Below are 25195 nucleotides of genomic sequence, written 5' to 3' on the forward strand. Positions count from 1 at the left end.
TTGATACTTTTTGCTACGACCTAATATTAAAGAGGGCAAAAAAAATAAAGAGGTGGGAGTGTGCTTAAGTGTGGGCGAGCCAGTTGTTTTATAGGCTGAACACCAAGATGGTGCACAGCCTATAAAGGAGCGCTCTATGAGTTTTTCAAAGACGCTAGGTGCGCTTTTTTTTGTTTGCGAGTGCGAAGGATGATGCCCGTTAGCATGATCACACCACAGACACCGTAAACTTGCATGTAAGATGGGTCATCGGAGATAAAGCCAATGTCGGAAAACATAATGTACGCACCAAGTACCATGTAAAGCACAATGGCGGAGGCTTCAAAGCGAAACTTCCATGGCGTGATATCAATGGATTCATTGATTGGCATTTGATAATCACTTGTTCTTGGAAAGAAGTAACCAATAACGAACATTAAGGCAGTGCACGCAACAAATAAAATGGCCAATTGGTGCAGGAAGTGCAGCTCTACTTTAAAGATAAGTTGCATCGAAGCGTACGATGTGACGAACACGGCCAATGCAATCTTGGCGGCAATCGCAGGGACGCGTTTCGAAATATAACCAACGAATACAATGGTAAAAATTGGCACGCTGAAGAAGCCTGCTACCATTTGCAAATATTGGAACAAGCCTTCTGGAGCAAACATAATAAAAGGTGCGATGCAGATCGAAATCATAGCAATCACAACGCCGAACAGGCGTCCTTTACCGATCAGTTCTGAATCGGTTTTGCCTTTGCCAAACAAAGGTTTGTAGACGTTTAAGGCGAACAAGGTGGTGGAGCTGTTTAGTACGCCGTTAAAGGTACTTAAAATAGCGCCAAACATCACTGCAACAAAGAAGCCTACCAGCGGTTTTGGTAGCACTTCGTTAACAAGTCGAGTGTACATGGAGTCTGGATTGCCCGCATTGGCGCCAAACAAATGGTATGCAATGACCCCTGGAATAATCAGGAATAAGGGTGAAATAACCTTAATAAGGCCTGCCCCGATCACGCCTTTCTGCGCTTCTTTCAGGTTTTTTGCACCCAATACTCGTTGTACGATCGACTGATCGGTTCCCCAATAATACAGATTGACCAACAGCAAACCGGTAAACAGAGTAGAGAAAGGCAGAGGGTCTTTTTCAGAGCCAACAGATTGCAGTTTTTCCGGAGCTGCAGTCAGTAGAGTATCTAAGCCCGCGCTGAAGCTACCATGACCTAGGGCGATCAAGCCAAACACTGGGATCATCAAGCCACCAATGATCAAGCCAATGCCATTAATGGTATCGGCAATAACCACGGCTTTTAGGCCGCCATAAATGGCGTAGAAAAAGCCGAGTAAGCCAATTGTTGCAGAGATTAGTGCAATGGATTGAAATTCGGTAATGCCAAGTAGACCCTTGATGTCAAATATCTCGGATAAGACAACGGCGCCGGCGTAAAGGGTGGTGGGTAATATGTTGATGACGTATTGGCAAAGAAACAATAAGGTGACGAATTTCTTCACCGACATATCGTAACGACTTTCTAAAAAGTCAGGAATGGTGGTGATGCCTTGCTTTAAATAACGTGGCACAAGCAGTAGGGCAATGATCACCAAGGTGACGCCAGACGCAACTTCCCAGCCCATTACGCTCATATTATTGGTGTACGCTTGGGCGCTCATACCAACAAAGCTGGTGGCACTTAAGTTGGTTAAAATCAATGAGCTGGCAATGAGGCCACCCGTTAGGCTGCGACCGCCAAGAAAAAAGCCATCTTTGGAGTCATGTTGATCACGTTTTACTTTTCGATACGTAAATATGACAACAAAGCCGGTGAACAGCAAAAACGATAAAAATACCGTGAGGGACATAGTCTTTTCCTTTCTTTTTATGCACGCTAAGCAGGCGCCTTTCACCGTGTGTGAAAGGCGCATCCGCTGATTACTGCGTGTTTTTATAGGTAAGGTCTAATTTATTGACCGTTGTTTTTATATTTTTTTTAGGTGAACAATCAGCGCAGACTCTGGGTCTAAAATTGGCAGAGTAATACCAACTTCTCTCAGGTTATCTCCGTTAAGTTCTAGGGTTTTATCCAGCCATTTCGGCGCTTGTTTCATTAGCTGGAAGCTGGTTTTTGGCATTTCAACAATGGTTAGTTGGTAGCGTGCATTGGCATCAAGATGGCTAATGCGCAATGGCGAAGGCAGCGCATATTCCGGCATGGCCAATTGGCACACGGTAATTAACACTTCTTCTTGGTTTTCTTCGTTGCGGCCCGCGACACCATAGATGTATTGATCTTGGTTGGCGGAATCGATCCGGAAGGTGCGACCAGAATGCAGTAGGTGACGGTGCTGTTTGTGCAGTTTAATGTAATGGGCAAATGCTTGCTTTTCTTCTGCGGTTTCTTTTACCGGGTCAAGTTCGACCCCCATGTGGCCACCTAGTGCAGTGACACCGCGCATGTTAATGCTATGGCGACGATTGGTAGAATGGCATTCACCAGGTCCAATGTGTGCGCCCATGACTTCTGGCGGGAAGAAATAACTCATGCCGCGCTGAATGGTTTGTCGTTCTAGAGCGTCGTTGCAGTCGGATGCCCAAAAACGGTGTGTGCGTTTTAATATTTCAAAATCGATGCGACCACCGCCAGAAGAGCAAGATTCAATTTCAACGGTTGGATGGGCGTGGGTTAGGGCATCAAGCAGACGGTATAAGGCTTGTGTTTGACCTCGCACAGCGGCTTTGCCTTGGTGACCAGGTTGAACCAGTTCGCGATTCATGTCCCATTTTAGGTAGCAAATATTGTAGCGCGTTAGTAGGTCATCGAGTCTGTCAAACAGGTATTGGAAGCACTCAGGGTTTTGTAAATCGAGTACATACTGCCAACGACCAGAAGGTTGTTGATAGCCAGATAAACCCAAGACCCAATCAGGGTGAGCGCGGAACAAATTAGAATCTTGGCTGACCATTTCTGGCTCAACCCATAGGCCAAATTCCATTCCTAGTTGGTTGACGTGATCAATCACTGGTTCTAAGCCATTTGGGTATTTTTTCTCGTCGAGATACCAATCTCCCAAGGCAGCACGCTCGTGGTCGCGACCGATGAACCAGCCATCATCAATGATAAAGCGTTCAACTCCCATATCAGCTGCTTCGCTGGCCATCTTCATAATGTAATCAGGGTTGTGATCGAAGTAGATGCCTTCCCATGTGTTTAGATGAACCGGTCTCGGCTTTTGTGTCGGGAAACGCAGAATGCTTTGGCGAACAAAAGAGTGAAAACGATCGGAAATGCCGTTTAGCCCTTGGTTGCTGTATACACCGTAAAGCCAAGGTGTTTGGTAAGTTGCATCCTCAGCCAGTTGCACTTCGCCGGCTAATAGTAGCTCTCCAGCTTGAACAAAACGGCGACCATCACTTTTTACGTCCGCGCGCAGTTGATGATTGCCACTCCAGCCTAAGTGGAAACCCCAGACATTACCCTGTTGCTCGCTAAACCCTTTGCTGCCAACAAATAGCCCTGGAAAATTCTCATGGGAAGTACGACCACGACGGTTTTCTTGCATGAAACCGCCATGTACAAGGGGTTGACGCTGGCTTTGGAATTCTTGGCACCAGCGACCATGGAATGTCATCAGTTCATTGGCATGATGAGGTAAGGTCAAAGTGGAAGACAGCTTACTTAAGGTGTAAGGCTGAGTGCCTAGGTTACGTACTGTCATGCGTTTTTGCAGAACGTCCGTGTCATTGTCTAGCAGTACTTCGATGGTTAGTTCAAGCTTGGCAATGTCGTCTTGTAGAGTGAACACAGCTTGGTGGTCGTTAGCTTCGACTTGGGTGGTATGAAAAACCGGAGCCCAATCGTTTCCGTTGCGATGTCCTTCGATACCAGGAGCATTGAAATGGCCACTGCCTAATTCTGGGCATAGGGATAAAGGAATATCGACGTCTAGGCGAGCCTGAGAAATAGGTCGTTCGGTGGAAAGCAATAGATCAGCGTCAATTTGAGCAATGCGTGCACCCCAGTGAACGATCTCAGGGACACGATCCACTTTAATGATGCAGCTATGGTTGAGGCTGGTTAAATGAATAAATTGATTCATGTTACGGCTCGCTATGTTTGCGTAAATATTTATATTTATAGGTGTCTTGCTGGAAGTGAAACGGAGAGTATCAAAACGATAAAAAATGATCAATTGTTATAGATAATAGAATTATTACGCTAAAAAAATAAACTTTTTTGATGTTTTTTGATGTCGTTACAAATGTTTTCGGTAACATTTGTGTTTTAATGTGGGCATCAGTAACGCAAAAAATGCCGTGATTATGTGGCTTAACAAGGGGAGTGTTTGGATGTCTGTGACCTTTAAAGACGTGGCAAAATTGGCTGGTGTATCGACGCAAACGGTCTCTCGGGTGACTAATGGGGCCGATAACGTATCGCCCGAAACTCGTGAGCGAGTCAATCAAGCGATCAGTGCCTTGGGCTACATTCCTAATAAAGGGGCACAAATGTTGAGCCGTGGTAAGTCCAAAACCTTGGGCATTGTGTCGCTCGATATTGCCCTTCATGGGGTGGCCTTAATTGTTAATGGTGTGCGTCAGCAAGCCCATGAAAAAGGCTATGGGGCTGCATTATCGATTGTCGAAAGCAATGAATTTGACAGGATCAAGGCGGCCATCAGGGAGCTTGCGTCGCAGCAGGTGGATTACATTGTGATCAATGTGCCACTGACGCAAGAAATGGCAGAGCAACTGGTTGAGCAGTTTACTGCACTGAAATTTATGTTCATCGATGTGCCAGAGTCGAGCAAGGTGAACTATGTGTGTGCCGAGCACACTCAAGGTGCCAAAATGGCCGTGCAGCATCTAATTGATTGTCAGCGAGATGAATATATATTGATTACCGGGCCAAATGCTTCAACGGGTTCTTCCTTAAGACTTGAGAGCTGGCGCTATGAGCTGGCTCAGCATGGGAAAAAGATTGCGGCGAGTTACGAAGGGGACTGGGAGGCTAAAAGTGGTTATCTAGCGATTCGCGACGCATTAGCGAGAAAACTCGCCTTCGATGCTGTACTGGTTGCCAACGATCAAATGGCTTTAGGAGTGCTCTGTGCGTTAAGTGAATTGGGGGTATCTGTTCCGGATCGCGTGTCGGTGGTCGGTTTTGACAATATCAGTGACAGTGCTTTTTTTACGCCGCCTTTGACCACGGTGGAACAAGACTTTTTGGCGTTGGGTCAGCAAGCGGTTAAGCGCTTGTTAAACAGCACAGAGCAGACGCCTCATTCGTATTGCCAATTGATTTTACCGACTCGGTTAATTGCCCGTTCTAGTACCTCGGTAAAAACCAAGCAGGGAGAGAATGCTCAACAAATATTGAATCATTTGGACAAAGCCAGAGCGCTTTTGCAATCCTCTGTACAGAGCCGTTAACGTTATTGCGCTCAATGCCCCACGCTTAGGGTACAGGTTAGATGATTGAATTTGTTAAAGCAGGTGTAAGAAACGCATAGGGTGCTGCGTCTAACGCTTATTATTTATCGGCTTTTTTAAAGCACAATGACAAGATATTAAGGTGTTGAGGCGTTTACCATGACAAAAATACTGGTTCTACTGCTTGCCTTGTTTGCAGGGCAAAATGCATTGGCAAATACGATGGTGTTTGACCACAGCCGCTGGCATGATTTGCTACAAAGGCATGTTGTTTTGCTCAAAGAAGGGCAAGCAAGCGAGGTGGATTATCAAGGCTTTGCAGATGACAAAGCGCAGCTAGATAGTTATTTAACAAGCTTGTCTGGCGTAACGCAGAAACAGTTTGATGCGTGGCCAAAAAACGATCAGTTAGCTTGGCTGATTAATGCTTACAACGCTTGGACGGTTGAGTTGATTTTGACCAAGTGGCCGGATTTAACATCCATCAAAGATCTTGGCAGTTTGTTTCGTTCGCCTTGGAGCAAAAAGTTTATTCCATTGTTAGGTGAAAAACGCTCTCTTGATAATATTGAGCACACTCTGATTCGAGGCTCAGATCGTTATCAGGATCCGCGCATTCATTTTGCGGTTAACTGCGCAAGTATTGGTTGTCCCGCTCTCGCGAACCAAGCCTATCAAGGAGATAATCTTGATAAATTACTCGCTCAGCAGACACAGCTTTTCTTAGCGGATCGCAGTCGTAACCGTTTGCAGGGTGATAGTTTGGCGTTGTCTTCCATTTTTAAATGGTATCGAGAAGACTTTGAAAAAGGTTGGCATGGCTATCACTCGTTAGAAGCTTTTTTGCTTGACCATACCGCCGACTTGGCATTGACGCCAATGGCAGTAGAACAGTTGAAAATAGAATCATTAGACATAGAATTTTTAGATTATGATTGGCACTTAAACAGCAAGTCTTAATACAGCTGGCGAGAATTAACATGATGACCTCGTGCGTTTTTTTGAGAACCATCATGTTGGCTAATAGGCGTTGTTTAAGGCTTTTATCTTAAGGTGTTTATTCAGTAAGGGTATATTTTGAAAATAGTTGAACTTCGTGAATATAAAATTAGGCCAGGAAAAGCGGACCAGTGGATAACCTGGATGCGTGATGAACTATTGCCTTATCAGCGCTCTCAAGGCATGAGGATCCTCAGTACCAACCTCTATCAAGATGAGAATGGCGATGAGTTCTTTGTTTGGACCCGTGAATTTGATAATGAGCAACAGCGCCAAGCCGCCTATGCCGACACCTACAATGACTGGTGGGTGAATGAAATTCGGCCACAAGTTGCCCAATTGATAGAGTTAGATTCTATTAAGGTAAGGCAGCTCAAACCACTCTGGTTATAAGTTTTATATCAGGCCATTAAGCATAGAAAACACCTTGCTTTAGTGGCCTGATCGCATCATAAAATGATTATGGAGTGAGAGTGGGCTTTAGGAAATCTTCCCGTGCAGGAGAAAACATGTCTAACAAAATGCTGTTGTCTTCTAACGCTATTGCCCCATGCACAAAATGTTTTTGCGCTATGTAAGCATCGCCTTTTTTTAGAATTTGCTTTACTCCATTTACTTCGGCTTCAAAGCTGCCTTCTACAACATAACCAATTTGATCGTGTATTTCATGAGCGTGGGGATGACCAATAGCTCCCTTATCAAAGCAAAGGTGAACCGCCATTAAATTGTCTGTGTGACCGACAATTTTGCGCTTTATGCCACTGCCTAAATTTTCCCATTCGTGTTCTTGTGATTGAAAAAAAGTGCTCATGTAAAAAACCTCATGTTATTTTTGTAATGGTTATTTGTATTATAATAGCATCAAATGGCAGAAATCAAAAAAGAACGCTGTTGCGATGAGTGGTTTATTTCCCAGGTGTATCGTGAGGAAGGGAGGGAAGAGAGTCATAAGAGCAACACGAGGTTTCGTTTGCGTGCCGCTCTTACTTAACAGGGGGTTACACAGCTTCTGGTAATCGGTGCTTAGAAGATTGTAAGTGGTCTCGTGATGCGTTACGTGCGCCGTCACTGTCTCCTGCGATAATGGCTTCAAAAATCAGTCTGTGCTCGGTTAAACAAACGCCACCATGTGCCGAGGAATGCTTAATGAAGGTGGCAAACATAGTGGTCAAAATATTGCCAAATGGTAAGTAAAAATCATTGTTAGTGGCGTTAAAAATAAGTCGGTGGAAGCTTAAATCAACCTTGGTCCATGTGTCATGATCAAAGTGTTGAGCGGTTTTTTCCATCTGCTGGAAAATGCTGGTAAGTTCTGCTTTTTGCTCTGGTGTTGCATGAAGGGCCGCTAGGGCGCAGGCTTCTGGCTCTACGGCTCTTCTCAGTCCTAAGAATTGAGTGCAGAACTCGGCAGGATCACTTAAGCCGTCCATCCATTCAATAAGTTGCGGATCAAGGAAATTCCAGCGATCTCGAGACACAACCTTAGTACCAATTTTAGGTCTGGACTCGAGTAAGCCTTTGGAGGTAAGCAGTTTTATTGCTTCTCGCAGCGCCGTTCGGCTCACGCCAAATTGCTCGCATAATGTCATTTCGTTGGGTGCGATTGACCCTTGTGGCATCTCGCCAGATAAAATACGGCGAGCAATGGAGCGCGCCACCTGAATGTGTAAGCTTCTTGAAGAGGTCGAGATAGAGGCAAAGTTATTGGTCATGGTGTCCTTAGTGTCAAACGTCACGAGCCAGTGTTAATTAATGGCTTTAAAATTTAATCTAAGGTTAGCATGATTTTGCGTTGCGAACTATTTATTGTCCAATAATACTACAAAAGCGATGCTCGCACTTCTTCTGTGGACTCTTTAAGTACAACGAAAGGCGCTTTGCTTATTGGCTGTCTAGTAGAGTGACTTTACGCTTCTTCTTTTGCTGCTTTTTTGGTGAAGAAGATAAACGGTGTTAGTACGATAAACAGCAGCGTTAACATAGCGAATAGATCAATGGTAGACATCATTAGTCCTTGTGACGTCACAGTCTGGTTATAGTTCATCAAGGTGGCTGTGGTTGGAGTTTGCAGTTGCTGCGCTACAAGGGGATTGTAAGCTGATATCTGTTCACTGAGAACAGCGTGGTGCACGCTTGAGTTTCTTGCCCATATCCATGCAGTCAGTGAGGACGCGAAGCTCGCTCCTAGGGTTCTTATGAACGTAGACAGTGATGCTCCGTCAGCGATGTGAGGCCCATTAAGGTCTGACATCAAAATGGTGGTCATTGGCATAAAGAATAGCGCGATGCCAATACCCATGAACAGTTGGATAAGTGCAATGGTGGCAAAATCGATGTCCAAATTAAACAGGGTGCGTAAGTAACAGCTGATTCCTATGACGACGAACGAGCCGCCGGCCAACCAGCGCATGTCCATACGATGGCCAAATTTACCCAGTAGTGGTGACATAACCAAGGGCAATATTCCCATTGGTGCAGCCGCTAAACCTGCCCACAATGCGGTGTAGCCCAATTGTGTTTGCAACCACTGAGGTAATATCAAGTTGATGCTGAAAAAGCCGGCATAGCCGAGCGTTAATAAGATGGTGCCAATACAAAAGTTACGGTTAGTAAACAAGCGTAGGTTAATCGCAGGGTGTTCGTCAGTCAGCTCCCAGATGATCATAAAAATCAACATAATGGCGGCAAACACAGAGCCTAGAATAATCCACTGATTAGAGAACCAATCCAAATCATTGCCCTTATCTAGGACAAGTTGTAGTGCCCCGACGCCCAGTACCATGGCCGTTAAGCCGATGATGTCTAGCTTAGGTTTGGTTTTTTGCTGCGGTCGATTTTTTAATTGGGCTAAGATGACGCTAACTGAGAAGAGCCCCACAGGGATGTTGATAAAGAAAATCCATGGCCAGCTGTAGTTATAGGTAAGCCAACCACCCAAAATTGGCCCTACGATAGGTCCCACCACGGCCACCATACCGATTAATGCCAATGCCATGCCGCGTTTGGCGCGAGGGAAAATAGACATTAAAAGCACTTGGCTCATTGGAAAAAGCGGCGCAGCAGACAAGCCTTGCAAGGCTCGAAAGACCACTAATTCTGCCATGTTTTGCGATATGCCACATAAGAAGGAAGTGGTGATAAAGCTTAACAGTGCTGCAGTATAAAGTGGCACTTCACCAAAGCGTCGGCTTAGCCATGAGGTAATAGGCAAACCGATGGCATTGCATACAGTAAAGGAGGTAATCACCCAAGTGCCTTGATTGAAACTGACGCCCATACTGCCTGAAATGGTCGGTAAAGAGACGTTGGCTATGGTGGTATCCAGTACTTGCATGAAAACCCCCAACGCAATGGCAAACACACACAGAGCCATATTGGCGGGACGAAACCCTTCTTGTTGACTCATAAATAGCCCTTACTACTTAGTGGCGGCGACAGGGTGTTGTTGTGCATCATTCTGTTTGATGATTTGCGTGATCAGCTGTGTTACGCCCTGCATGGTTTGGTGATAGACATCGGTTTTAAAACGAGGTTGTGATGGACTATCGATGGCCAATAATTTCCCAGAAGGGTGGTCAGTATCGACATCTACAGTCATAGATAAACCAATGCGCAGCGGGTGTGAAATCAGTTCATTTTGATCCAGAGTGATACGTACTGGCAGGCGCTGAACGATTTTTATCCAGTTGCCAGTTGCATTCTGTGCCGGTAAGACGGAAAACGCGCTACCAGTGCCAATCCCCAAGCTTTCGATGGTGCCATGGTAAACCACCTTGTCACCGTATAAATCACTTACTAAGGAAACCGGTTGGCCAAGGCGCATATTACTCAGTTGGGTCTCTTTGAAATTTGCGTCTACCCAGACATCGTGCAATGGCACCACTGCCATTAATGTTGCGCTAGGTGAAATGCGTTGTCCTAATTGTACTTGCCGACGAGCGACATAACCTGAGACAGGCGCAACTATTTGGCTGCGTTGTTTTGCTAGGTACGCTTGTTTTAAGTTAGCAATCGCGGATTTTACCAGAGGGTGTGTTGCTACCTTGGTGCCAAATATCATGGCTTGTTGCGCTTTTAGTTGTTGTTCAGAAACCGCCAGTTGTTTTTGCGCTGAGTCGACCATGTCTTTAGCGTGGCTTAAGTCTTCTTGTGACAAGCCGCCAGCCTTCACCATGTCTTTACGGCGGGCGTAGTCTTGTTGTGCTTTGTGTAGGGTTATTTCTTGTGAAGCAACGACTGCTTCTGCTTGCGTTACATTATTAAACATCGCTCTTACTTGGCGTACGGCCTGCGCCAATTTGGCTTTTGCATCTTCATAGGCAATGTCGGCATCGGCTTCATCAAAGCGCACTAGAACTTGGCCTTTTTCTACATAATCTCCGTCATCCACGGAGATTTGTGTCACTGTACCCACGGTCTCTGAGGTAATGGAAACCATGTTGCCGTTGACATACGCATCGTCTGTGCTCTGTTTGCCAACGATATAGGCTTCGTAATACCAACTGACGGCAATGGCGGCAATTACCAAAATAATAAAAAAAATGGTTAAGCTTTTTTTTCGCTTGCTGCTGGTTGGCTGAGCGGTGTTTGAGTCAGTATTTTGCATGATTGTATTTACCATTAATGTTTAGAGGCTAAGGCCGTATGCTCGTCCCCAAAACCACCACCTAACGCCTCAATAAGAGCCGCTTGTTGCTCTTGCAGCTGATTTTTTAAGAGCGTTAGGGCTGATTCGGCTTGCAGTAGTTGGTTTTCGATTTGCAGTACTTCTAGCTGACTTCCCATGCCTGATTGGTAGCGTTTTTCTGTGATTTTATAGCTTTGGGAGGCCAGGTTGGTGCTTCTTTGAGCGTCTTCTATTTGTTTATTAACAGACTTTATGGTCAGAACATTGTCTGTGATATCGCCAAATGCGTTACTAATGGTTTGGTTATATTGTGCAACGGCGGAATCATAATCGGCCGATTTATCGATTAAATTGGCTTTTAAGTCTTGGGTAAATAAGGGCAGTGAGACAGCAGGGCCAACACTCCATGAGCGACTCGCTTCGCCAAACATAGAATCACCTAATACACTTTTGAAGCCTGCGCTCGCATTGAGGTTGAGATTGGGATAAAAGCGGGTCTTGGCGACTTTGATGTTTTTGCTCGCGGCCTCTACACGCCATTTAGCGGCGACAATATCGGGTCGATGGGCAATTAAATTAGCGGGTAATGCATTAGGTAATTGCAATGCTTCTGCGAGATGCGCATGGGGGCGCTTAATGGAGTGAGCAAGATCAGGGCCGTTGCCTATCAAGGTCGCGATGGTGTTTTTCAATAACTGAATGCTAAGTGCACGCTGTTTTAGTGCTTGTTTGGCAGAAGCCTCATTGCTTTGGGCAGTATAAAGCCGGTCATCTGAGGTAAGGCCACTGTCTAATAGTTTTTGCGTGATCGCGACAATACGCTGGGTGCGATTAAAATTATCACGAGCGAGGTCTTCTAATGCATAAGCGTTGGCGAGTTGTATATAACGTCTAATGATCGCCGAAGAAAGCTTTATTTTGGCCGCTTGATGGTCTACTTCTGCGGCTTTTTGACGGTTGATGCTGGCAATCCAAGCGGCTTTGTTACCCCCCCAAAGGTCGAATGAGTAGCTCATATCTAAGCCAAGTCCGTAAACAGTGCCATAGCGGCTACCTTGATATGTGTAGTCTTCTGAACGTGATAAACGAGAGCGAGTCGCGCTCGCGTTTGCTGACAACTTAGGGTCAAATTTGCTGTCGGCGGACATGACTAAGGCCGAGGCTTTCTCCAGCGTCGCATTAGCCATTTGTATGTCAGGACTGTTTTTTAAGGCCTGCTCAATCAGCTGATTGAGTTGGTTGTCTCCAAGTGCTAACCACCAAGAATGTGCTGGCCAATCGGCTGCAGAGAAGGTGTCATTTTTGAGGCTTGAGGCATGATCAATCAGTGTTTGATCAGCCAATGTGTTGTGCGTTTTTATATTAGCAGGTACAGAACAGCCATATAAAATGCAGAGCGACAGATAGGTGAGGATTTTTGCCGATTTTAACATCTTCTATCCTCTTCATTCAGTTGGCATTCAGAGAGGTAAAAGGCGTCGACGATTTTTGCTAAGTAATCTTGTAAGTTGTCTCGCTCGTGATGGGTTAAACACTCTGTTAAGCGATCAATAGCCTGGTTCGCAAGAGGTAAGGCTCTTAAGGTGGTCGCATGACCTTTGTCGGTTAGCTCTATTAAGGATGAGCGCCTATCTTCTGGGTCGGCAGTGCGTTGAATTAGCTGTTTTTTTTCTAAGCGATCTAGCATACGAGTAATGGCGCTGCTGTCGACGTTAAGTATCCTGCTTATGTCGGAAGAGCGTTGGTTGCGCTGAAAAAAGACGGTGAATAACACCTTTGCTTGGCTCGATGTTATGTCTTCCACTGCAAGGTATTGATCGAGAAAACGATCTTTAATCTGAGCGCTTTTACCAAGTAAAAAGCCAAGATTGGTTAATAGCGTTTCATCGATTACTTGATGTGTAGGGGGCATAACAAACCTTAATAATAAAAACAGTTAATTGCTTGACTATGCAATGAGTGCATAGTCAAGCAAATATTGATGATTTCATAAAAGCTGTCAATGGATTAGAGCGGGCACAGCAAATCTTGTCCAAGATATGGCAAATATTTACGTCTCCTGTACATTTAATGAACAGCAATAAGTGCCTACTTTGGATGACTTTACAGACAGTGACATTTTCTTCTGTATGACACTAGATAACCGTCAAGAGGCTAAATTCACTTGCGTGGAAAGTATTTAAAAGCTTGTTGTAAAAGGATAAAAGGGCTTTTTATGAGGATTTCTATAAAAGATACAAAAGGCGACAAACTGTAACAAAATAGTGCCAGGTGGGCTGTCTTAAAGTGAATGGATGTGGCGTATTATAGCCCAAGACTTACAAGTCACTCCATTGCTTATAGGAATCAAGATGACCTTACGAATTTTATTAGTTGATGACAGCAAAGTCAGCCGATTAGCATTATCTAAAGCATTAAGAAAAATAGATGAGACGCTCGACATCAGTGAAGCCGCCAGTGCGGATGCCGCTGAACAATACCTTGAAACCACCACCGTTGATTGCGTGCTGATTGATTATAATATGCCCGATCGCAACGGGCTTGAGCTGGCGGAAGCTTTATTTTTGTCGCACCCCGCCATTAAAAAAACGCTAGTGACGGCCAATATTCAAGATACGCTGCGCGAGCGAGCTCTTTCGATGGGGGTTGGCTTTATTGCGAAGCCAGCTAAACCTGAAGAGCTTGCTGCTGTACTAGGAGCCTGATATGGAGGCTTTTTTAACCGACGATGAATTTGATTTGATGGTTGAGTTGGTCAATATCGGAGTGGGCAAATCGGCCTCTGCGCTGTCGCAATTGGCCGGCGAAGAAGTGTTATTGTCTGTGCCTGCCTTAGAGTTTTTGACCTTAGCTGATGCGACTAGTGTATTTGAGGAGCGTTTGCCCGCCTTGTTAACAGGAGTAAGTCAGGAATTTTCTGGTTTCTTCTCCGGTAAAGCCGCTTTACTTTTTCCCGAATCCCGCAGTTTGGATTTAGTGAATGTGATGCTAGGCGGGGATGACTTTGATGGAGAAATAGACGCGGAATTGGAAGAAGAGGCATTATCTGAACTGGGAAATATTCTGCTTAATAATTGTTTATCCACCTTGTCTAATATATTGAACAAATCATTAGCGACCCAGTTACCACACACTTTCCATGCGAAGCCAGCAGGTTTGATTAGCCAGCTGCTGTCGGAAGAAAAAGATGAAACTATTATCATGTTGTTAAAAGTTGATTTTAGTTTAAAAAGTCGAAATTTATCTGGTCACTTGGTATTTGTGATTGATTTTTCTGAAAATGGAACATTCAAAAAAACCTTGCAGGATTACCTTAAAAGTTTAGAGGCAGCCTAGCAATGAGTCAGTTAATACCAGTTGACGTTTTATGGTCATTATTTGGCTGTTTAGAGGGTGGTGTCATTATTCTCGATTCCCAAGGGAAAGTGGTCCATCTAAATGATTGGGTATTGCAGTACAGTGTGCAAAAAACGCAGGATTATGCAGGAAAAGCTCTAGAAGAGGTATTAGATGGAGCTATTTCTGAACAGCTTATCAGTGCAATAGACAGTGCTGTGAACAACTCACTAAGCCGCATTTTATCGCATAAAATCCACAGAAAAATATTGCCTTTCTACCGTGATAAAAATCACTCTGATGCTCAAGAGTTAAATGTTTCTGTGCTAATTTCTCCTTTAAAGGACATGGCAGGCATCTTAATTCGTATTGTTGATTACACAGCCTTAGTTAACCGAGAAAAACAGAATCGTATTAATGAAGCCTTATTAACCATAGAGCGAAATTACTTTAAACGAGCCTCTGATATAAGCCTAAGCCTAGATCGATTTGTGACGGATTTGATTGCGGATATGTCATCTAATGTATCTTTTTTGTCGCTTCGATTTTCATTATTAATCAATCGGCGTTTGCTACGCTTTCCAGACAGCAATGTGACGGATAGCCAAAAAACAGCAGAAAAAATTGTCCAACATCAAGCATTTGTTGGCGAGAGCTTGTGCAGTGATATCAATGCACTGAATGTGATGGGGGAAAGGTCAATAGGGGTGTTAGAGTTTTCATTTGATCATGTGAAAGGCGTGGTTGAGTTGGTTAAACAGTCCGATCATATCTTAGATGTCAGTTTCGAGAAAACAGCAGATAAAATAAAAGGCTTATTGCTTAGCCTGATTGAATGGAAAATCAGCTATGAAAAGTTAAATTATATGGCGACTCATGATGAGTTAACAGGCTTATATAATCGCTCTTATTTAGGGGATAAATTCAATACCTTAACGCAAGAGGTAGACAGTAGCGCTGAGGGCGAGAGGGTACTTACTTTATTTTTTATTGATCTGAATAAATTTAAAGAAATTAATGACCAATTTGGTCATCGCTATGGCGATAAGGTATTAGGCAAAGTTGCACAAAGGATCAAAGGGTATTTATCCGCTGAGGATATTGCGTTTCGTATTGGGGGGGATGAGTTTTTAATAATAAAGAAAGGTGAGTTGCCTGAAAATTATAAGCAAAACCTGAAATTAAGAATCGCCACTCCTTTTCTGTGTGGCAGCAGCGCAATGTCTGTGTCTGCTTCTGTTGGAGAAGCATGCTACCCAAACGATGGGCAGAGCTTAGATGAGCTTATTCATCTGGCAGATGAAAAAATGTACAAAGAAAAGTGACGTAATAGAGACGGGTTAAACCTAGGGAAGGTACGAATAAGTCACCTGTTCTCAGTCTTATCAGCAAAAGTGCCAAGCAAGGCGTCGCTTTGAAGCCATCTAGGCACCTTTCAAAACGCGACAACGAAGAGTGATACTTTTTCTGGAAGACCCGTAGAGCGAGGACCAAAAGCCTTATCTATAAATTGAGAAACTGATCAATAGAGCGACTATTAAGTTGCGCTTCTCGCCTTAAATCTCAGACTTTTATCCACCCTCTGAGGCGGGAGGAGTTATTCGTAGCTTCTCTAACTTTCACTGCTTATTCATCATTAAGCCCCACTTTAATCACATAAAGTGGGGCTTAATTAATGCTGGCGAGTGCTATTCGATTTAGGTGAAAAACAAGTATTTCACAATGAAAAACACGGCCAAGACATAAACACTAATGCCAACTTGCTTACCTTGCCCTGATAACAATTTAATCACCGCATAGCTGATGAATGACAAAGCAATACCGTGAGCAATAGAATAGGTTAACGGCATAGTGAAAGCGGCAATTAATACCGGCGCAGATTCGGAAATATCTTCCCACTCAACTTTAGCAAGACTGCTTGCCATTAAAACAGCAACATAAAGTAACGCGCCTGCCGTTGCATAAGATGGTATGGAAGCGGCGAGAGGGGAGAAAAACAGGCTCAGCAAGAAAAGTAAGCCAACCACCACCGCGGTGAGACCAGTACGACCGCCAGCTGCTACCCCAGAGGCACTTTCGATGTAGCTGGTAGTAGAAGATGTACCGAAAGAAGCGCCGATGACTGTCGCGGTCGAATCCGCTAGTAATGCTTTTTTAAGACGTGGTAATTTACCTTCTTTGTCCAATAGACCACCGCGCTGACCTACCCCTAAAAGCGTGCCAGATGTATCAAATAGGTCAACAAACAAGAAGGCAAAAATAACGCTAATCATGCCAATGTTTAAGGCGCCTTGAACGTCCATTTGCATAAATGTTGGCGCAATAGACGGTGGCGTAGAAACCACACCAGCAAATTCACTGTTGCCAAAAATAATCGACAATACCGTGACGCAAAGGATACCAATCATCACCGCACCTGTGACTCTTAAATAAGATAAGGCAGAGATAATAAAGAACCCCAAAAAGCCGTAGATAGCCGCAGGTTTAGACAAATCGCCCAAGGTGACTAGGGTGGCTGGATTTTTAACGATGATGCCTGCATTTTGCAATGCAACCATAGCAAGGAAGAGGCCAATACCTGCCGCGATACCAAGCTTTAAAGAAGAAGGGATGGCATTAATGACCCATTCGCGAATTCTAAATACGCTGATCAAAATAAATACACAGCCAGAAAGGAAGACGGCGCCTAATGCCTGCTCCCATGAATAGCCCATGCCTAGGACTACCCCGTAGGTAAAAAACGCATTAAGTCCCATACCTGGCGCTAAAGCGATTGGGTAATTGGCATAAAGCCCCATGATAAGACAGCCGACAGCGGCCGCAATACAGGTTGCTACGAAAACCGCACCTTGATCCATGCCTGCCTGAGCAAGAATCGATGGGTTGACGAAAATAATATACGCCATGGTTAGAAAGGTAGTGATACCGCCAATGACTTCATTGCGTATCGTCGTATTATGAGCTTTAAGTTGAAAAAAACGTTCGAGCATTGGGTGACCTTTTTTAGTTTAAATGGCTTAATTTCATGCTAAATAAGTCACTAAATGTTGCTTATTTAGTAAGAGAGCAAGCCAATGAGGGGACAAAGTTTGAGCAAATGGTCAGACTTTTTAAAAAAGGCCGCTAGTATAAAAAATATGATCTAAATATGGCAGCATTATTGAAGGAAAAAGACGCTTTTTATTAGATTTCGCCGTTTTTTGGGGTTCAAGGCCCAGCTTATTCATTTACTTGATAATCAGAGGGCTGCTAGCGGCTGGCTGAAAACGCCTTGTTAGGATCGGGCACCGCCATAGAGTGTGGACATCCATGATGCCCAGTAGCGAACTAAACACATAGCCCTGTGAAAAATGGCCTGTTTTGCCTCCTGCCTCAGGCATGTTTGGTCAATTTGCTTGCTGTGTGCAAAACCTTCAGACAGCCATAATATAAGTGGTACTGTGGTTTGAAAAGAATATTTAAGATAGAGAATAGGAACAAAGGAATAGGAAAAATAATCGCTAGATTCATATCGCCGATTTTGCTTAAAACAGAATCCAACTCGCGATAGAAGGGTAAATTGACGACAGCAGTGTAATAAAGCGCAAGGATAAAAGATAAGGACACGTACGATAACTGGAATTTTGTGGACACCTTTTGGGTGGAGGGGCGGGTATGAATTTTTATTCCTATTGCCGAAAACAAAGGGCTCAATATAGGTAAAGGAAAATGAAAAAAAATAAAAAGAAAAAGGCGCTAGGGTGATTTAAACAAGGCAATGTTACGCAGTAGCGAACGCCAGGTAAGGCGGTTCGCTGTTGGTTGTGTTCTTGAGAAATCTGACAAAAGGTGGGGAATGCGCTTAACTTTGAAAAATGAGTGCTTTCAGGCCGCTTTCTGGGTCAATGTCTGGAAACTCCGCAGGGTTTTCTAAACGTGATTTAAACCTCAAGCTAGGGGCTTCTGCTAGCATACCATCCATTAAAAATTGGCTGCTTAAAGTCGGGTCATTTACGCAAGCAAGTACCTGACCATCGGTTGCAAGCAGCTCGGGCAGGCGGCGTAAAATTTTCTGGTAATCTTTGGTGATGGCAAAGCTGCCTTTCTGAAAAGTGGGCGGGTCAATAACAATCAAATCGTAAGCACCGTATTTTTTGATTTTCCCCCACGACTTAAAAATATCATGGCCGAAAAAGGATACCTTGCTCAGGTCATGTTCATTCAATCTATGATTTTCTCGGCCTCGATTAAGAACCGATTTCGCCATATCCAAGTTGACAACATACTCGGCATTGCCGGCAAGTGCCGCAACGGAAAAGCCACAAGTATAGGAAAATAAGTTGAGTACGCGTTTATTCTGGCTGTTTTCTTGTACCCACTTTCTTCCTAAACGCATGTCTAAAAATAAGCCACTGTTTTGGTTGCGCTCAAGATCAAGCTTATAGGTTAAGCCATTTTCAATGATCAGTTGTTGCGTTTGATGTTTTCCCCATAAGCACTCAATCTGGCTACTTTGTTGGTAGCGGTATTGTAGGAGCAGTGAGGTGCACTCACTTGATTGCCATTGCTCTGTATCAGGCCAGTGTTTTAGGGTTTCTTTTAGTGCTAGCAAAAATTCGTCGGTAGGCTGTTTAAAAAGAGAGACCAGCACTTGTCCTTGTAGCCAATCGACTGTGATGTGTTCTAGCCCTTCAAAGCATCGGCCGCGGCCATGAAATAGGCGGCGAGTTTCTGTTGTTATCTTACTCAATGAGGTTAGGGTGTGATGGCTTAAAAGAGGTAATGAGGCGCTTTGCATAATATTGTTTAGTCGTGATTGAAACGTGGGCGTATTCTATTGTGAAAGGGTATCAGGAGTCAGTAAAAACCTTGAGGGCCTCGACAAAAGAGCGTTTGTCGAGGCCTGAAAGCCAATTACAGAGTGGCTTTTTTCCAACGTAAGGCGTCTATGATTAACAAACAGACTAAGCTTACCCCCATCGCAGGCAGCGCAATACCCAGCGCAATGGCGACTAGCAAGACAGTGCATTTGGTGGGAGTAGACAGCTTTTGCCATGCCTCAAGCAGAGGTTTTGACGTAGCACCGGGCGCCGGGCGACGGCGCCACCACATTAGGTAGCCCCAAATCACCATAGTGCACAAGCCCAGCCCAAAAAAGACCAAGAGAATTTGGTTAACCACGCCAAATAACACGCCCATGTGAAAGTCGACGCCCCAGCGTATTAGTTTGGCGACAATAGGGAAGCTGGCAAAATCTGCGCGGCTTACAACTTTCATGTCCGTCGGATCAATGGCAACAGAGTCAACTTGGGTCGGCCAAGAGCGATCAATTTCACGTACAAACCACGCGGTATTGGCTTTTCTAGGCGGTTTTATTTCTATTTTATGAGCATCAATACCCGCATTACGAGCCGTTGCGAGTACTTGATCGAATAGTTCATCGGTGTTTTTACTCGCATCTATGTTGGCAAGCTGAGTATTGGGTGATGGGGTATACCAGCCCAATGATTGGCGAACCGTAGAAATATTTCCGCCAGCCCATTTTGACCAGGTTAATCCAGTTGCAGAAAAAAAGAATAAGCCAAGGAAGAGGATTAACCCCAACTGACTGTGGTTCTTTCTGGTTTTTAAATAAGGCGTGCGAGTCGCCACGTCAGCGGCATTTTTTTTACCACCCTTGTACCACAAAAACAAACCGCCAAAAGCCACGATCCATAGCCAAGAGGCGGCCAACTCGCTGTAGTTGCGGCCGAATTCGCCCAGTAAAAGTTGTCTATGTAAGAAATCCAGAGTCATGCGAAACGGCAAAATGCCACTGGTGCCATAGACCGCCATGTCGCCTTTGACGGCGAGTGTTGCTGGGTCAATAAAGACCGCGCGAGCGCCTGAGGCCGTGGTGGTATCGAGAAACATCACGCGCGTAGTGTCTCCGTGTTCAGGAGCAGGCCTGACGGCAAACAGGGTTAAGTCTTTATTAAGGGACTCTCTGGCCGCTGCAATTTGTGCCGAAAGAGGACGTGAAGGCCCTGTGCTGTCAGTGATTAGCGCCTCTTTATAGAGCGCGTTCTCAATTTGCGGGGTTAAAATATACAGTGTACCAGTCAGGGCGGCGACCAGAATAAATGGACCAATAAACAATCCGATATAAAAATGTAGACGGGTTATTAGCATGAGCAGGGCGTTCGATTGAGACGCCTTGTTTAACCTATTATCAGTAGACATAACAAAGTAAAGTCCATCCGTCTGTAATCGTTCGCATGACGCCCTTCTTAGGGCGAATACAAAGCGAGCAATACAGCTTGGTTGTAATGAGTTGACCGCTTTTAACCTAGCAAAATGTTTTACCAGCGAGTGGCGAGTGTGGCTAGATTAAGTAGAAGCTGTCGTTTTTTTGTACTTGGTCAGAGGCGAAGCTGGATGTGGTGGAGCTCTTGGCTGTCGGTCGCTGTAAATGGTGGCCAGTGTGATGCCTACAATCGGGGTGTTAATGACATGATAAGAAGGTGGTGGAATAACTGGCAACTCAAAGCTAAATGCGTTGAGCCAGTTCAAATGGAACAAGAGCGTACAGTAACCACAAGCGGCTTCTAAACCAAAATGGTCAGCAGTAAGCAGATGACTATTGTTGTTGGCGTGGTGGGGAGCGGTGTTTGTTGTCTCTTGCTCAGAAAAGCGTTCAGGAGATATTGTGCTCTGCTGGTCAACTGCCAGTTTGTCTAACTTGCTGGGAGCATGGGTGTTGTGTTCCATGCCAGAATGCATCATAGACGCATGATCCATGGAGGCATGGTTTAGCTGAGAAAGTAGTGGTGCGGTATATATCAGCGCCATAGCAAATAAGCTAATAAAGGCGCTGAGGCGCATTCTCTGTTGAACAGAGCTATTAAGCGTTAGAAAAGTGTTCAACGTCGTTAACAAGTCATTTAATGGGACTTTGAATATCGTGTTGGTGCTCTTGAGCGGAAGACACAATGCATTCGCCAGCTAGATTAGATGCCACGCCGACACAGAAACCATCATTCTGCATCCCGGTTAGCCACTTGTCAGCCCAGTCTCGAGCTGCTATTTCCATTGCTTGGAAGTCTGGGTAGTCTTTTGTTCCCCATTCAGTAGCAAGCTCAGCGGTTGGCCAAATAGGCAAAACTTTATCACTACCTAAATCAATGATTAAACAGCCTTCGGCATCGGCTAATGCAAAAATACTCTTGCCTCTTTTTAGGTGTTTAATGACTTCCTCATAACGGCTGTTACTTGGTAAACGGAAAAAAACGTCGGAAGAAAAGTCGATTGTTGTCATTAATATTTGGCTCAGATAAAAAAGAAACCATAATAGCATGTTATGGTTTCTTTTTAGTAGTGTTTGCAGCGCGTAAAGGGTGGATGCGAATAGCTTATCTTAGCCCCGAAAGGCATGATTTAAACGCTTGTAAATAGTCCTTTTAATGTGTCTAAGTGGCGTGTTTTTTGTTCGACACTCATCCAGCTGCCTTCAATGCCGTTTACTGCTAATTGGTACAATTCGTCTTTATTTATTCCAGATTCTCGAATCAGCGCACGGTAGTTGTCATTCATGTAGCCACCAAAATAGGCGGGATCATCCGAATTGACGGTGGCATTTAAACCGAGTTTCAGCATGTGTTTAATAGGGTGGTCGGTTAGCTCTTCAACCACGCAAAGCTTTAGATTTGATAGGGGGCAAACCGTTAAAGTGAGCTGTTGTTCTTTTATTTTAGCCACGAGGTTCATGTCCTCTAAAGCCCGATTACCATGGTCGATACGATCTACCTTGATCAAATCAATGGCTTGCCAAACATAGTCTGGTGGTCCTTCTTCACCTGCATGGGCGGTGACTTTAAGGCCTAGATCTTGGCAGGCCTTGAAGACATTCTTAAACTTTTCTGGTGGGTGACCCAGTTCCGAGCTGTCTAAACCAACGCCGTCTATCCAGTGTAAAAATGGCTTGGCGAGCTCGAGGGTTTCAATGGCACTTTCTTCACTTAAATGGCGTAAAAATGACATGATCAGTTTGGAGCTCATGCCCCATTGTTTGTCTGCATCTTGCAGTGCTCGGTAGATACCTGTGATTTGCGTTTCAAAAGAAACATCGCGTGATAAATGACCTTGAGGATCAAAGAAAATCTCCACATGCACGACGTTTTCTTGGTGTACTTTGCGCAGATATGCCATGGTCAGATCATAAAAATCCGCTTCTTTTAGCAATACGGACATACCTTGATAATACAGGTCTAAAAAATCTTGTAGATTAGTAAACTGATAAGCGGCTTTGAGTTCTTCTACTGAAGCGTATTTTAACGTGACATTATTGCGCGTTGCTAATTCAAACATTTGCTCAGGCTCGAAAGTGCCTTCGATGTGTAGATGGAGCTCTGTTTTTGGCATTTTTTCAGCCAGTGTCATCAGTGTGGTTACACTCATGGCTTACCTCTTTCTATTTAATGGGTGCCGCTTGCGGTACTGCTACTTCTATTGTTGCTCGTGTTTTTAACACTTGTGCTAAAACTGAGATGGCTATTTCGCCCGGTTGTTTTGAATGTATTTCTACTTCTCCCATGGGGCAATGCATGGTGGCGATTTGAGCTTCGCTAAAGCCTCTGTGTTGTAATCTATGACGAAACCGAGCGCTTTTGGTTTTCGAGCCGATAACGCCAATAAAAGCGGCGTCATTCCGTTTAATCGCGGCTTCGGTGAGCTCTAAATCCAGCTGGTGGTTATGGGTCAGGATCAGATAATAACTGTTTGCTGGTAATGTTGCGATTTCATCAACAGGGTAATCGCTTACTGCTATTTGCACGTTATTTGGAATAGAGTCTGGAAACTCTTGTTTACGGCTGTCTATCCAAGTGACCTGAGCAGGAATGTTTGCTAAGCAATGAACAATGGCACGACCTACATGACCTGCGCCAAAAATAGCAATATGCAACGCTGGTTGCATGACGCTTTCGAATAATAACGTCACAAAACCACCACAGCATTGGCCCAGTGTTGCGCCCAGAGGGTAATCTTGAGTGATGGTTGCGTTGTTTCTATCGGCCAGCATTTCTCTGGCTTTGGCTGTGGCTTGCCATTCAAGGTGACCCCCTCCCACAGTGCCATATAAGGCGTGCTGACTAACCAGCATACGCGCACCGACTTCACGAGGGGTGGAGCCTTTAATCGCCAGTACGGAAACCATGACAAAATCGATACCAGATTTCTCAAGACGAGCCGCTTCTTGTACCCATTTAGTACTCATAGAATCCCCCTTGCTATTAGCTGCCACGATATGTGCTGTAACCGTAAGGCGAAACCAGCACAGGTACATGGTAATGACTTGATTCATCACTGATACCGAAACGTATGACCACCTCATCTAAGAATAAGGGTTCCTCAAGAGGGAGGCCGCTGGCACGAAAATAGTCGCCAATGGCAAACTCAAGCTGGTAACAGCCTTGCTTAAAATTGTCATCTTGTAAAAGAGCCTGATCGCAACGCCCATCTTGATTTGTGAGAGTGTGAACAAGTGGCGTTTTTTTACCGTTTTCCAATCGATACAAGGTAACGGATACCTGGCTAGCTGGTGTACCGTGTGTGGTATCGAGAACGTGTGTTGTTAGATATCCCATTGGTTTTCCTTACTGGATGACTGCGTTGAAGTAAACGTATGGTGGGAGCAGGCGTTGTATTGATGCCAATATAGAATAAAAAAGGCAACCAAGAGTATGGTTGCCTTTGCCTATTAATTAGGCACTTTATCTGTGATGCCGTCAACATACCAGTTGACTTTGGCGAGCTCTTCATCCGTTAGCGTATGGCCAGCTGGAACCACGACTTTACCAGTATTATCTGTGATCGGGCCTTTAAATGGTTGGATCGTACCAGACTTAACGCCTTGGTAGGTTTGATCGATTTTTGCGCGCACATCCGCAGGTAAGTTCGGGTTAATGGAAGACAGCTGAAGCATGTCATCATGGAAGCCACCCCAGAAATCTTGCGACTTCCAGGTACCGTCCATCACTTGCTGTACGGTTTTGATGTAGTAAGGCGCCCAGTTATCACGTACTGAGAAAACATGGGCTTTGTCAGCAAATTTGCTCATGTCAGAAGCTTGACCAATGGCACGTACACCACGTTTTTGAGCTGCAATAAGCGGAGCAGGGCTGTCGGTATGCTGTACTAACACATCCACACCTTGGTCCATTAGTGCGTTTGCCGCATCCGTTTCTTTGCCTGGATCATACCAGGTGTTCGCCCAAACAATTTTCAATTTCACGTCTGGATTGACACTTTTTGCCCCCATGTAGGTGGCATCAATGTCACGAATGACTTCAGGAATAGGAAAAGCGCCAATGTAACCAATGGTGTTGGTTTTGGTTAATAAACCTGCGGTAACACCAGAAATGTAACGGCCTTCATAAGTACGAAGCGTATAGGTCCCTAGGTTTTTTGCTCGTTTGTATCCTGTTGCGTGCTCGAACACGACATTAGGAAAGCGCTTCGCCACTTTGATGGTTGGGTTCATAAAACCAAAAGAGGTGGTGAAAATAACCTTATTGCCTGCTTTTGCTAACTGGGTGATAACACGTTGCGCATCTGCACCTTCAGAAACATTTTCCACAAAAGTGGTTTTGACTTTGTCGCCAAAAAACTTTTGCATTTCTTCGCGGCCACGATCGTGCTCGTAGCTCCAGCCTAAATCGCCGACTGGCCCAACATAGACAAAGCCAACTTTAAAAGGCTCTTCGGCGTGGGCTAAAGACACCCCAGCCATCAGCCCAAGGCCGATTAACAAACTCTTTAGTTTCATTTTGCGCTCCTTTTGTGCCCTAGGGCATCTTTTTATGATTT

General features: G+C 44.7%; 23 protein-coding genes. 6 read left to right on the forward strand and 17 right to left on the reverse strand.

The window, feature by feature from the left end:
- Positions 1 to 134: 134 nt before the first annotated feature.
- Entirely contained in the window at positions 135 to 1841 is a 1707-nt protein-coding gene (locus DFP81_RS10430) for a solute:sodium symporter family transporter (RefSeq protein WP_115897723.1), read from the reverse strand.
- A 117-nt stretch (positions 1842 to 1958) separates the two neighbouring features.
- Positions 1959 to 4076 carry an alpha-galactosidase gene (locus DFP81_RS10435; protein WP_115897724.1) on the reverse strand — a complete coding sequence of 706 codons (2118 nt, stop codon included), beginning with the start codon at positions 4074 to 4076 and terminating at the stop codon, positions 1959 to 1961.
- Positions 4077 to 4326: 250 nt separating this feature from the next.
- Here DFP81_RS10435 and DFP81_RS10440 point away from each other — a divergent pair, with 250 nt between their 5' ends.
- The 3 genes from DFP81_RS10440 to DFP81_RS10450 all read left to right on the forward strand — a co-directional run bounded on the left by DFP81_RS10440 (position 4327) and on the right by DFP81_RS10450 (position 6801).
- Positions 4327 to 5409 carry a LacI family DNA-binding transcriptional regulator gene (locus DFP81_RS10440; RefSeq protein WP_115897725.1) on the forward strand — a complete coding sequence of 361 codons (1083 nt, stop codon included), beginning with the start codon at positions 4327 to 4329 and terminating at the stop codon, positions 5407 to 5409.
- A gap of 159 nt (positions 5410 to 5568) precedes the next feature.
- Complete coding sequence (locus tag DFP81_RS10445) at positions 5569 to 6369, forward strand: DUF547 domain-containing protein (RefSeq protein WP_115897726.1); 801 nt, start codon at positions 5569 to 5571, stop codon at positions 6367 to 6369.
- A 183-nt stretch (positions 6370 to 6552) separates the two neighbouring features.
- On the forward strand, positions 6553 to 6801 hold the full coding sequence (locus tag DFP81_RS10450) for a hypothetical protein (protein WP_220342922.1): 249 nt from the start codon (positions 6553 to 6555) through the stop codon (positions 6799 to 6801).
- Between the two features lie 67 nt (positions 6802 to 6868).
- On the opposite strand, the gene DFP81_RS10455 is transcribed toward DFP81_RS10450, so the two are convergent.
- The 6 genes from DFP81_RS10455 to DFP81_RS10480 form a co-directional block, all read right to left on the reverse strand.
- The gene (locus DFP81_RS10455; protein ID WP_115897728.1) at positions 6869 to 7219 is read right to left on the reverse strand and encodes a cupin domain-containing protein; all 351 of its coding nucleotides are present in this window, start codon (positions 7217 to 7219) and stop codon (positions 6869 to 6871) included.
- A 187-nt stretch (positions 7220 to 7406) separates the two neighbouring features.
- The gene (locus DFP81_RS10460) at positions 7407 to 8120 is read right to left on the reverse strand and encodes a FadR/GntR family transcriptional regulator (protein ID WP_115897729.1); all 714 of its coding nucleotides are present in this window, start codon (positions 8118 to 8120) and stop codon (positions 7407 to 7409) included.
- A gap of 194 nt (positions 8121 to 8314) precedes the next feature.
- A complete protein-coding gene (locus DFP81_RS10465) occupies positions 8315 to 9814 on the reverse strand; it encodes a DHA2 family efflux MFS transporter permease subunit (RefSeq protein WP_115897730.1) in 1500 nt (499 codons plus the stop codon).
- Positions 9815 to 9826: 12 nt separating this feature from the next.
- Positions 9827 to 11014: an HlyD/EmrA/EmrK family protein gene (locus DFP81_RS10470; RefSeq protein WP_115897830.1), complete on the reverse strand. Its 1188-nt coding sequence runs from the start codon at positions 11012 to 11014 to the stop codon at positions 9827 to 9829.
- Positions 11015 to 11028: 14 nt separating this feature from the next.
- On the reverse strand, positions 11029 to 12468 hold the full coding sequence (locus tag DFP81_RS10475; protein ID WP_115897731.1) for an efflux transporter outer membrane subunit: 1440 nt from the start codon (positions 12466 to 12468) through the stop codon (positions 11029 to 11031).
- Entirely contained in the window at positions 12462 to 12947 is a 486-nt protein-coding gene (locus tag DFP81_RS10480; RefSeq protein ID WP_115897732.1) for a MarR family winged helix-turn-helix transcriptional regulator, read from the reverse strand. Before DFP81_RS10480 ends, DFP81_RS10475 begins: the two co-directional genes overlap by 7 nt.
- A gap of 439 nt (positions 12948 to 13386) precedes the next feature.
- On the opposite strand from DFP81_RS10480, the gene DFP81_RS10485 reads away from it, so the two are divergent.
- Genes DFP81_RS10485 through DFP81_RS10495 form a run of 3 tightly spaced genes read left to right on the forward strand, consistent with a single transcriptional unit; the run spans position 13387 to position 15696 of the window.
- A complete protein-coding gene (locus DFP81_RS10485) occupies positions 13387 to 13740 on the forward strand; it encodes a response regulator (RefSeq protein WP_115897831.1) in 354 nt (117 codons plus the stop codon).
- Position 13741: 1 nt separating this feature from the next.
- Positions 13742 to 14371, forward strand: coding sequence for a hypothetical protein (locus tag DFP81_RS10490; RefSeq protein ID WP_115897733.1), 630 nt, complete (start codon positions 13742 to 13744; stop codon positions 14369 to 14371).
- Positions 14372 to 14373: 2 nt separating this feature from the next.
- On the forward strand, positions 14374 to 15696 hold the full coding sequence (locus DFP81_RS10495; RefSeq protein ID WP_115897734.1) for a sensor domain-containing diguanylate cyclase: 1323 nt from the start codon (positions 14374 to 14376) through the stop codon (positions 15694 to 15696).
- 372 nt (positions 15697 to 16068) lie between these two features.
- Here DFP81_RS10495 and DFP81_RS10500 read toward each other — a convergent pair whose 3' ends face one another.
- The 9 genes from DFP81_RS10500 to DFP81_RS10540 form a co-directional block, all read right to left on the reverse strand.
- Positions 16069 to 17361, reverse strand: a complete 1293-nt coding sequence (locus DFP81_RS10500) for an NCS2 family permease (RefSeq protein WP_115897735.1) — start codon at positions 17359 to 17361, stop codon at positions 16069 to 16071.
- A gap of 851 nt (positions 17362 to 18212) precedes the next feature.
- The gene (locus DFP81_RS10505) at positions 18213 to 19148 is read right to left on the reverse strand and encodes a class I SAM-dependent methyltransferase (protein WP_115897736.1); all 936 of its coding nucleotides are present in this window, start codon (positions 19146 to 19148) and stop codon (positions 18213 to 18215) included.
- A 116-nt stretch (positions 19149 to 19264) separates the two neighbouring features.
- Positions 19265 to 20572, reverse strand: coding sequence for a PepSY-associated TM helix domain-containing protein (locus tag DFP81_RS10510; RefSeq protein WP_115897737.1), 1308 nt, complete (start codon positions 20570 to 20572; stop codon positions 19265 to 19267).
- 147 nt (positions 20573 to 20719) lie between these two features.
- Positions 20720 to 21256, reverse strand: coding sequence for a DUF2946 domain-containing protein (locus tag DFP81_RS10515; RefSeq protein WP_147299445.1), 537 nt, complete (start codon positions 21254 to 21256; stop codon positions 20720 to 20722).
- A 13-nt stretch (positions 21257 to 21269) separates the two neighbouring features.
- On the reverse strand, positions 21270 to 21647 hold the full coding sequence (locus DFP81_RS10520; protein WP_115897832.1) for a DUF2750 domain-containing protein: 378 nt from the start codon (positions 21645 to 21647) through the stop codon (positions 21270 to 21272).
- 119 nt (positions 21648 to 21766) lie between these two features.
- Positions 21767 to 22786 (reverse strand): adenosine deaminase, encoded by a 1020-nt coding sequence (locus DFP81_RS10525; RefSeq protein ID WP_115897739.1) that lies wholly within the window; start codon positions 22784 to 22786, stop codon positions 21767 to 21769.
- A gap of 13 nt (positions 22787 to 22799) precedes the next feature.
- Positions 22800 to 23603 carry a xanthine dehydrogenase accessory protein XdhC gene (gene xdhC / locus DFP81_RS10530; protein ID WP_115897740.1) on the reverse strand — a complete coding sequence of 268 codons (804 nt, stop codon included), beginning with the start codon at positions 23601 to 23603 and terminating at the stop codon, positions 22800 to 22802.
- Between the two features lie 16 nt (positions 23604 to 23619).
- Positions 23620 to 23973: a hydroxyisourate hydrolase gene (gene uraH / locus DFP81_RS10535; RefSeq protein WP_115897741.1), complete on the reverse strand. Its 354-nt coding sequence runs from the start codon at positions 23971 to 23973 to the stop codon at positions 23620 to 23622.
- 113 nt (positions 23974 to 24086) lie between these two features.
- Positions 24087 to 25154: a BMP family ABC transporter substrate-binding protein gene (locus tag DFP81_RS10540; protein ID WP_115897742.1), complete on the reverse strand. Its 1068-nt coding sequence runs from the start codon at positions 25152 to 25154 to the stop codon at positions 24087 to 24089.
- Positions 25155 to 25195: the final 41 nt, after the last annotated feature.

It is taken from the genome of Marinomonas pollencensis (assembly GCF_003387375.1).
In the GTDB taxonomy this organism is placed as follows: Bacteria; Pseudomonadota; Gammaproteobacteria; order Pseudomonadales; family Marinomonadaceae; genus Marinomonas; species Marinomonas pollencensis.

Bases quoted from the DNA above. Each gene is read 5' to 3' on its own strand.
- DFP81_RS10455 (WP_115897728.1), bottom strand. From the start codon at position 7,219: ATGAGCACTTTTTTTCAATCACAAGAACACGAATGGGAAAATTTAGGC.
- DFP81_RS10465 (WP_115897730.1), bottom strand. From the start codon at position 9,814: ATGAGTCAACAAGAAGGGTTTCGTCCCGCCAATATGGCTCTGTGTGTG.
- DFP81_RS10460 (WP_115897729.1), bottom strand. From the start codon at position 8,120: ATGACCAATAACTTTGCCTCTATCTCGACCTCTTCAAGAAGCTTACAC.
- xdhC (WP_115897740.1), bottom strand. From the start codon at position 23,603: ATGAGTACTAAATGGGTACAAGAAGCGGCTCGTCTTGAGAAATCTGGT.
- DFP81_RS10470 (WP_115897830.1), bottom strand. From the start codon at position 11,014: ATGCAAAATACTGACTCAAACACCGCTCAGCCAACCAGCAGCAAGCGA.
- DFP81_RS10435 (WP_115897724.1), bottom strand. From the start codon at position 4,076: ATGAATCAATTTATTCATTTAACCAGCCTCAACCATAGCTGCATCATT.
- DFP81_RS10440 (WP_115897725.1), top strand. From the start codon at position 4,327: ATGTCTGTGACCTTTAAAGACGTGGCAAAATTGGCTGGTGTATCGACG.
- uraH (WP_115897741.1), bottom strand. From the start codon at position 23,973: ATGGGATATCTAACAACACACGTTCTCGATACCACACACGGTACACCA.
- DFP81_RS10430 (WP_115897723.1), bottom strand. From the start codon at position 1,841: ATGTCCCTCACGGTATTTTTATCGTTTTTGCTGTTCACCGGCTTTGTT.
- DFP81_RS10525 (WP_115897739.1), bottom strand. From the start codon at position 22,786: ATGAGTGTAACCACACTGATGACACTGGCTGAAAAAATGCCAAAAACA.
- DFP81_RS10505 (WP_115897736.1), bottom strand. From the start codon at position 19,148: ATGCAAAGCGCCTCATTACCTCTTTTAAGCCATCACACCCTAACCTCA.
- DFP81_RS10445 (WP_115897726.1), top strand. From the start codon at position 5,569: ATGACAAAAATACTGGTTCTACTGCTTGCCTTGTTTGCAGGGCAAAAT.
- DFP81_RS10480 (WP_115897732.1), bottom strand. From the start codon at position 12,947: ATGCCCCCTACACATCAAGTAATCGATGAAACGCTATTAACCAATCTT.
- DFP81_RS10495 (WP_115897734.1), top strand. From the start codon at position 14,374: ATGAGTCAGTTAATACCAGTTGACGTTTTATGGTCATTATTTGGCTGT.
- DFP81_RS10510 (WP_115897737.1), bottom strand. From the start codon at position 20,572: ATGTCTACTGATAATAGGTTAAACAAGGCGTCTCAATCGAACGCCCTG.
- DFP81_RS10500 (WP_115897735.1), bottom strand. From the start codon at position 17,361: ATGCTCGAACGTTTTTTTCAACTTAAAGCTCATAATACGACGATACGC.
- DFP81_RS10490 (WP_115897733.1), top strand. From the start codon at position 13,742: ATGGAGGCTTTTTTAACCGACGATGAATTTGATTTGATGGTTGAGTTG.
- DFP81_RS10450 (WP_220342922.1), top strand. From the start codon at position 6,553: ATGCGTGATGAACTATTGCCTTATCAGCGCTCTCAAGGCATGAGGATC.
- DFP81_RS10475 (WP_115897731.1), bottom strand. From the start codon at position 12,468: ATGTTAAAATCGGCAAAAATCCTCACCTATCTGTCGCTCTGCATTTTA.
- DFP81_RS10540 (WP_115897742.1), bottom strand. From the start codon at position 25,154: ATGAAACTAAAGAGTTTGTTAATCGGCCTTGGGCTGATGGCTGGGGTG.
- DFP81_RS10520 (WP_115897832.1), bottom strand. From the start codon at position 21,647: ATGACAACAATCGACTTTTCTTCCGACGTTTTTTTCCGTTTACCAAGT.
- DFP81_RS10485 (WP_115897831.1), top strand. From the start codon at position 13,387: ATGACCTTACGAATTTTATTAGTTGATGACAGCAAAGTCAGCCGATTA.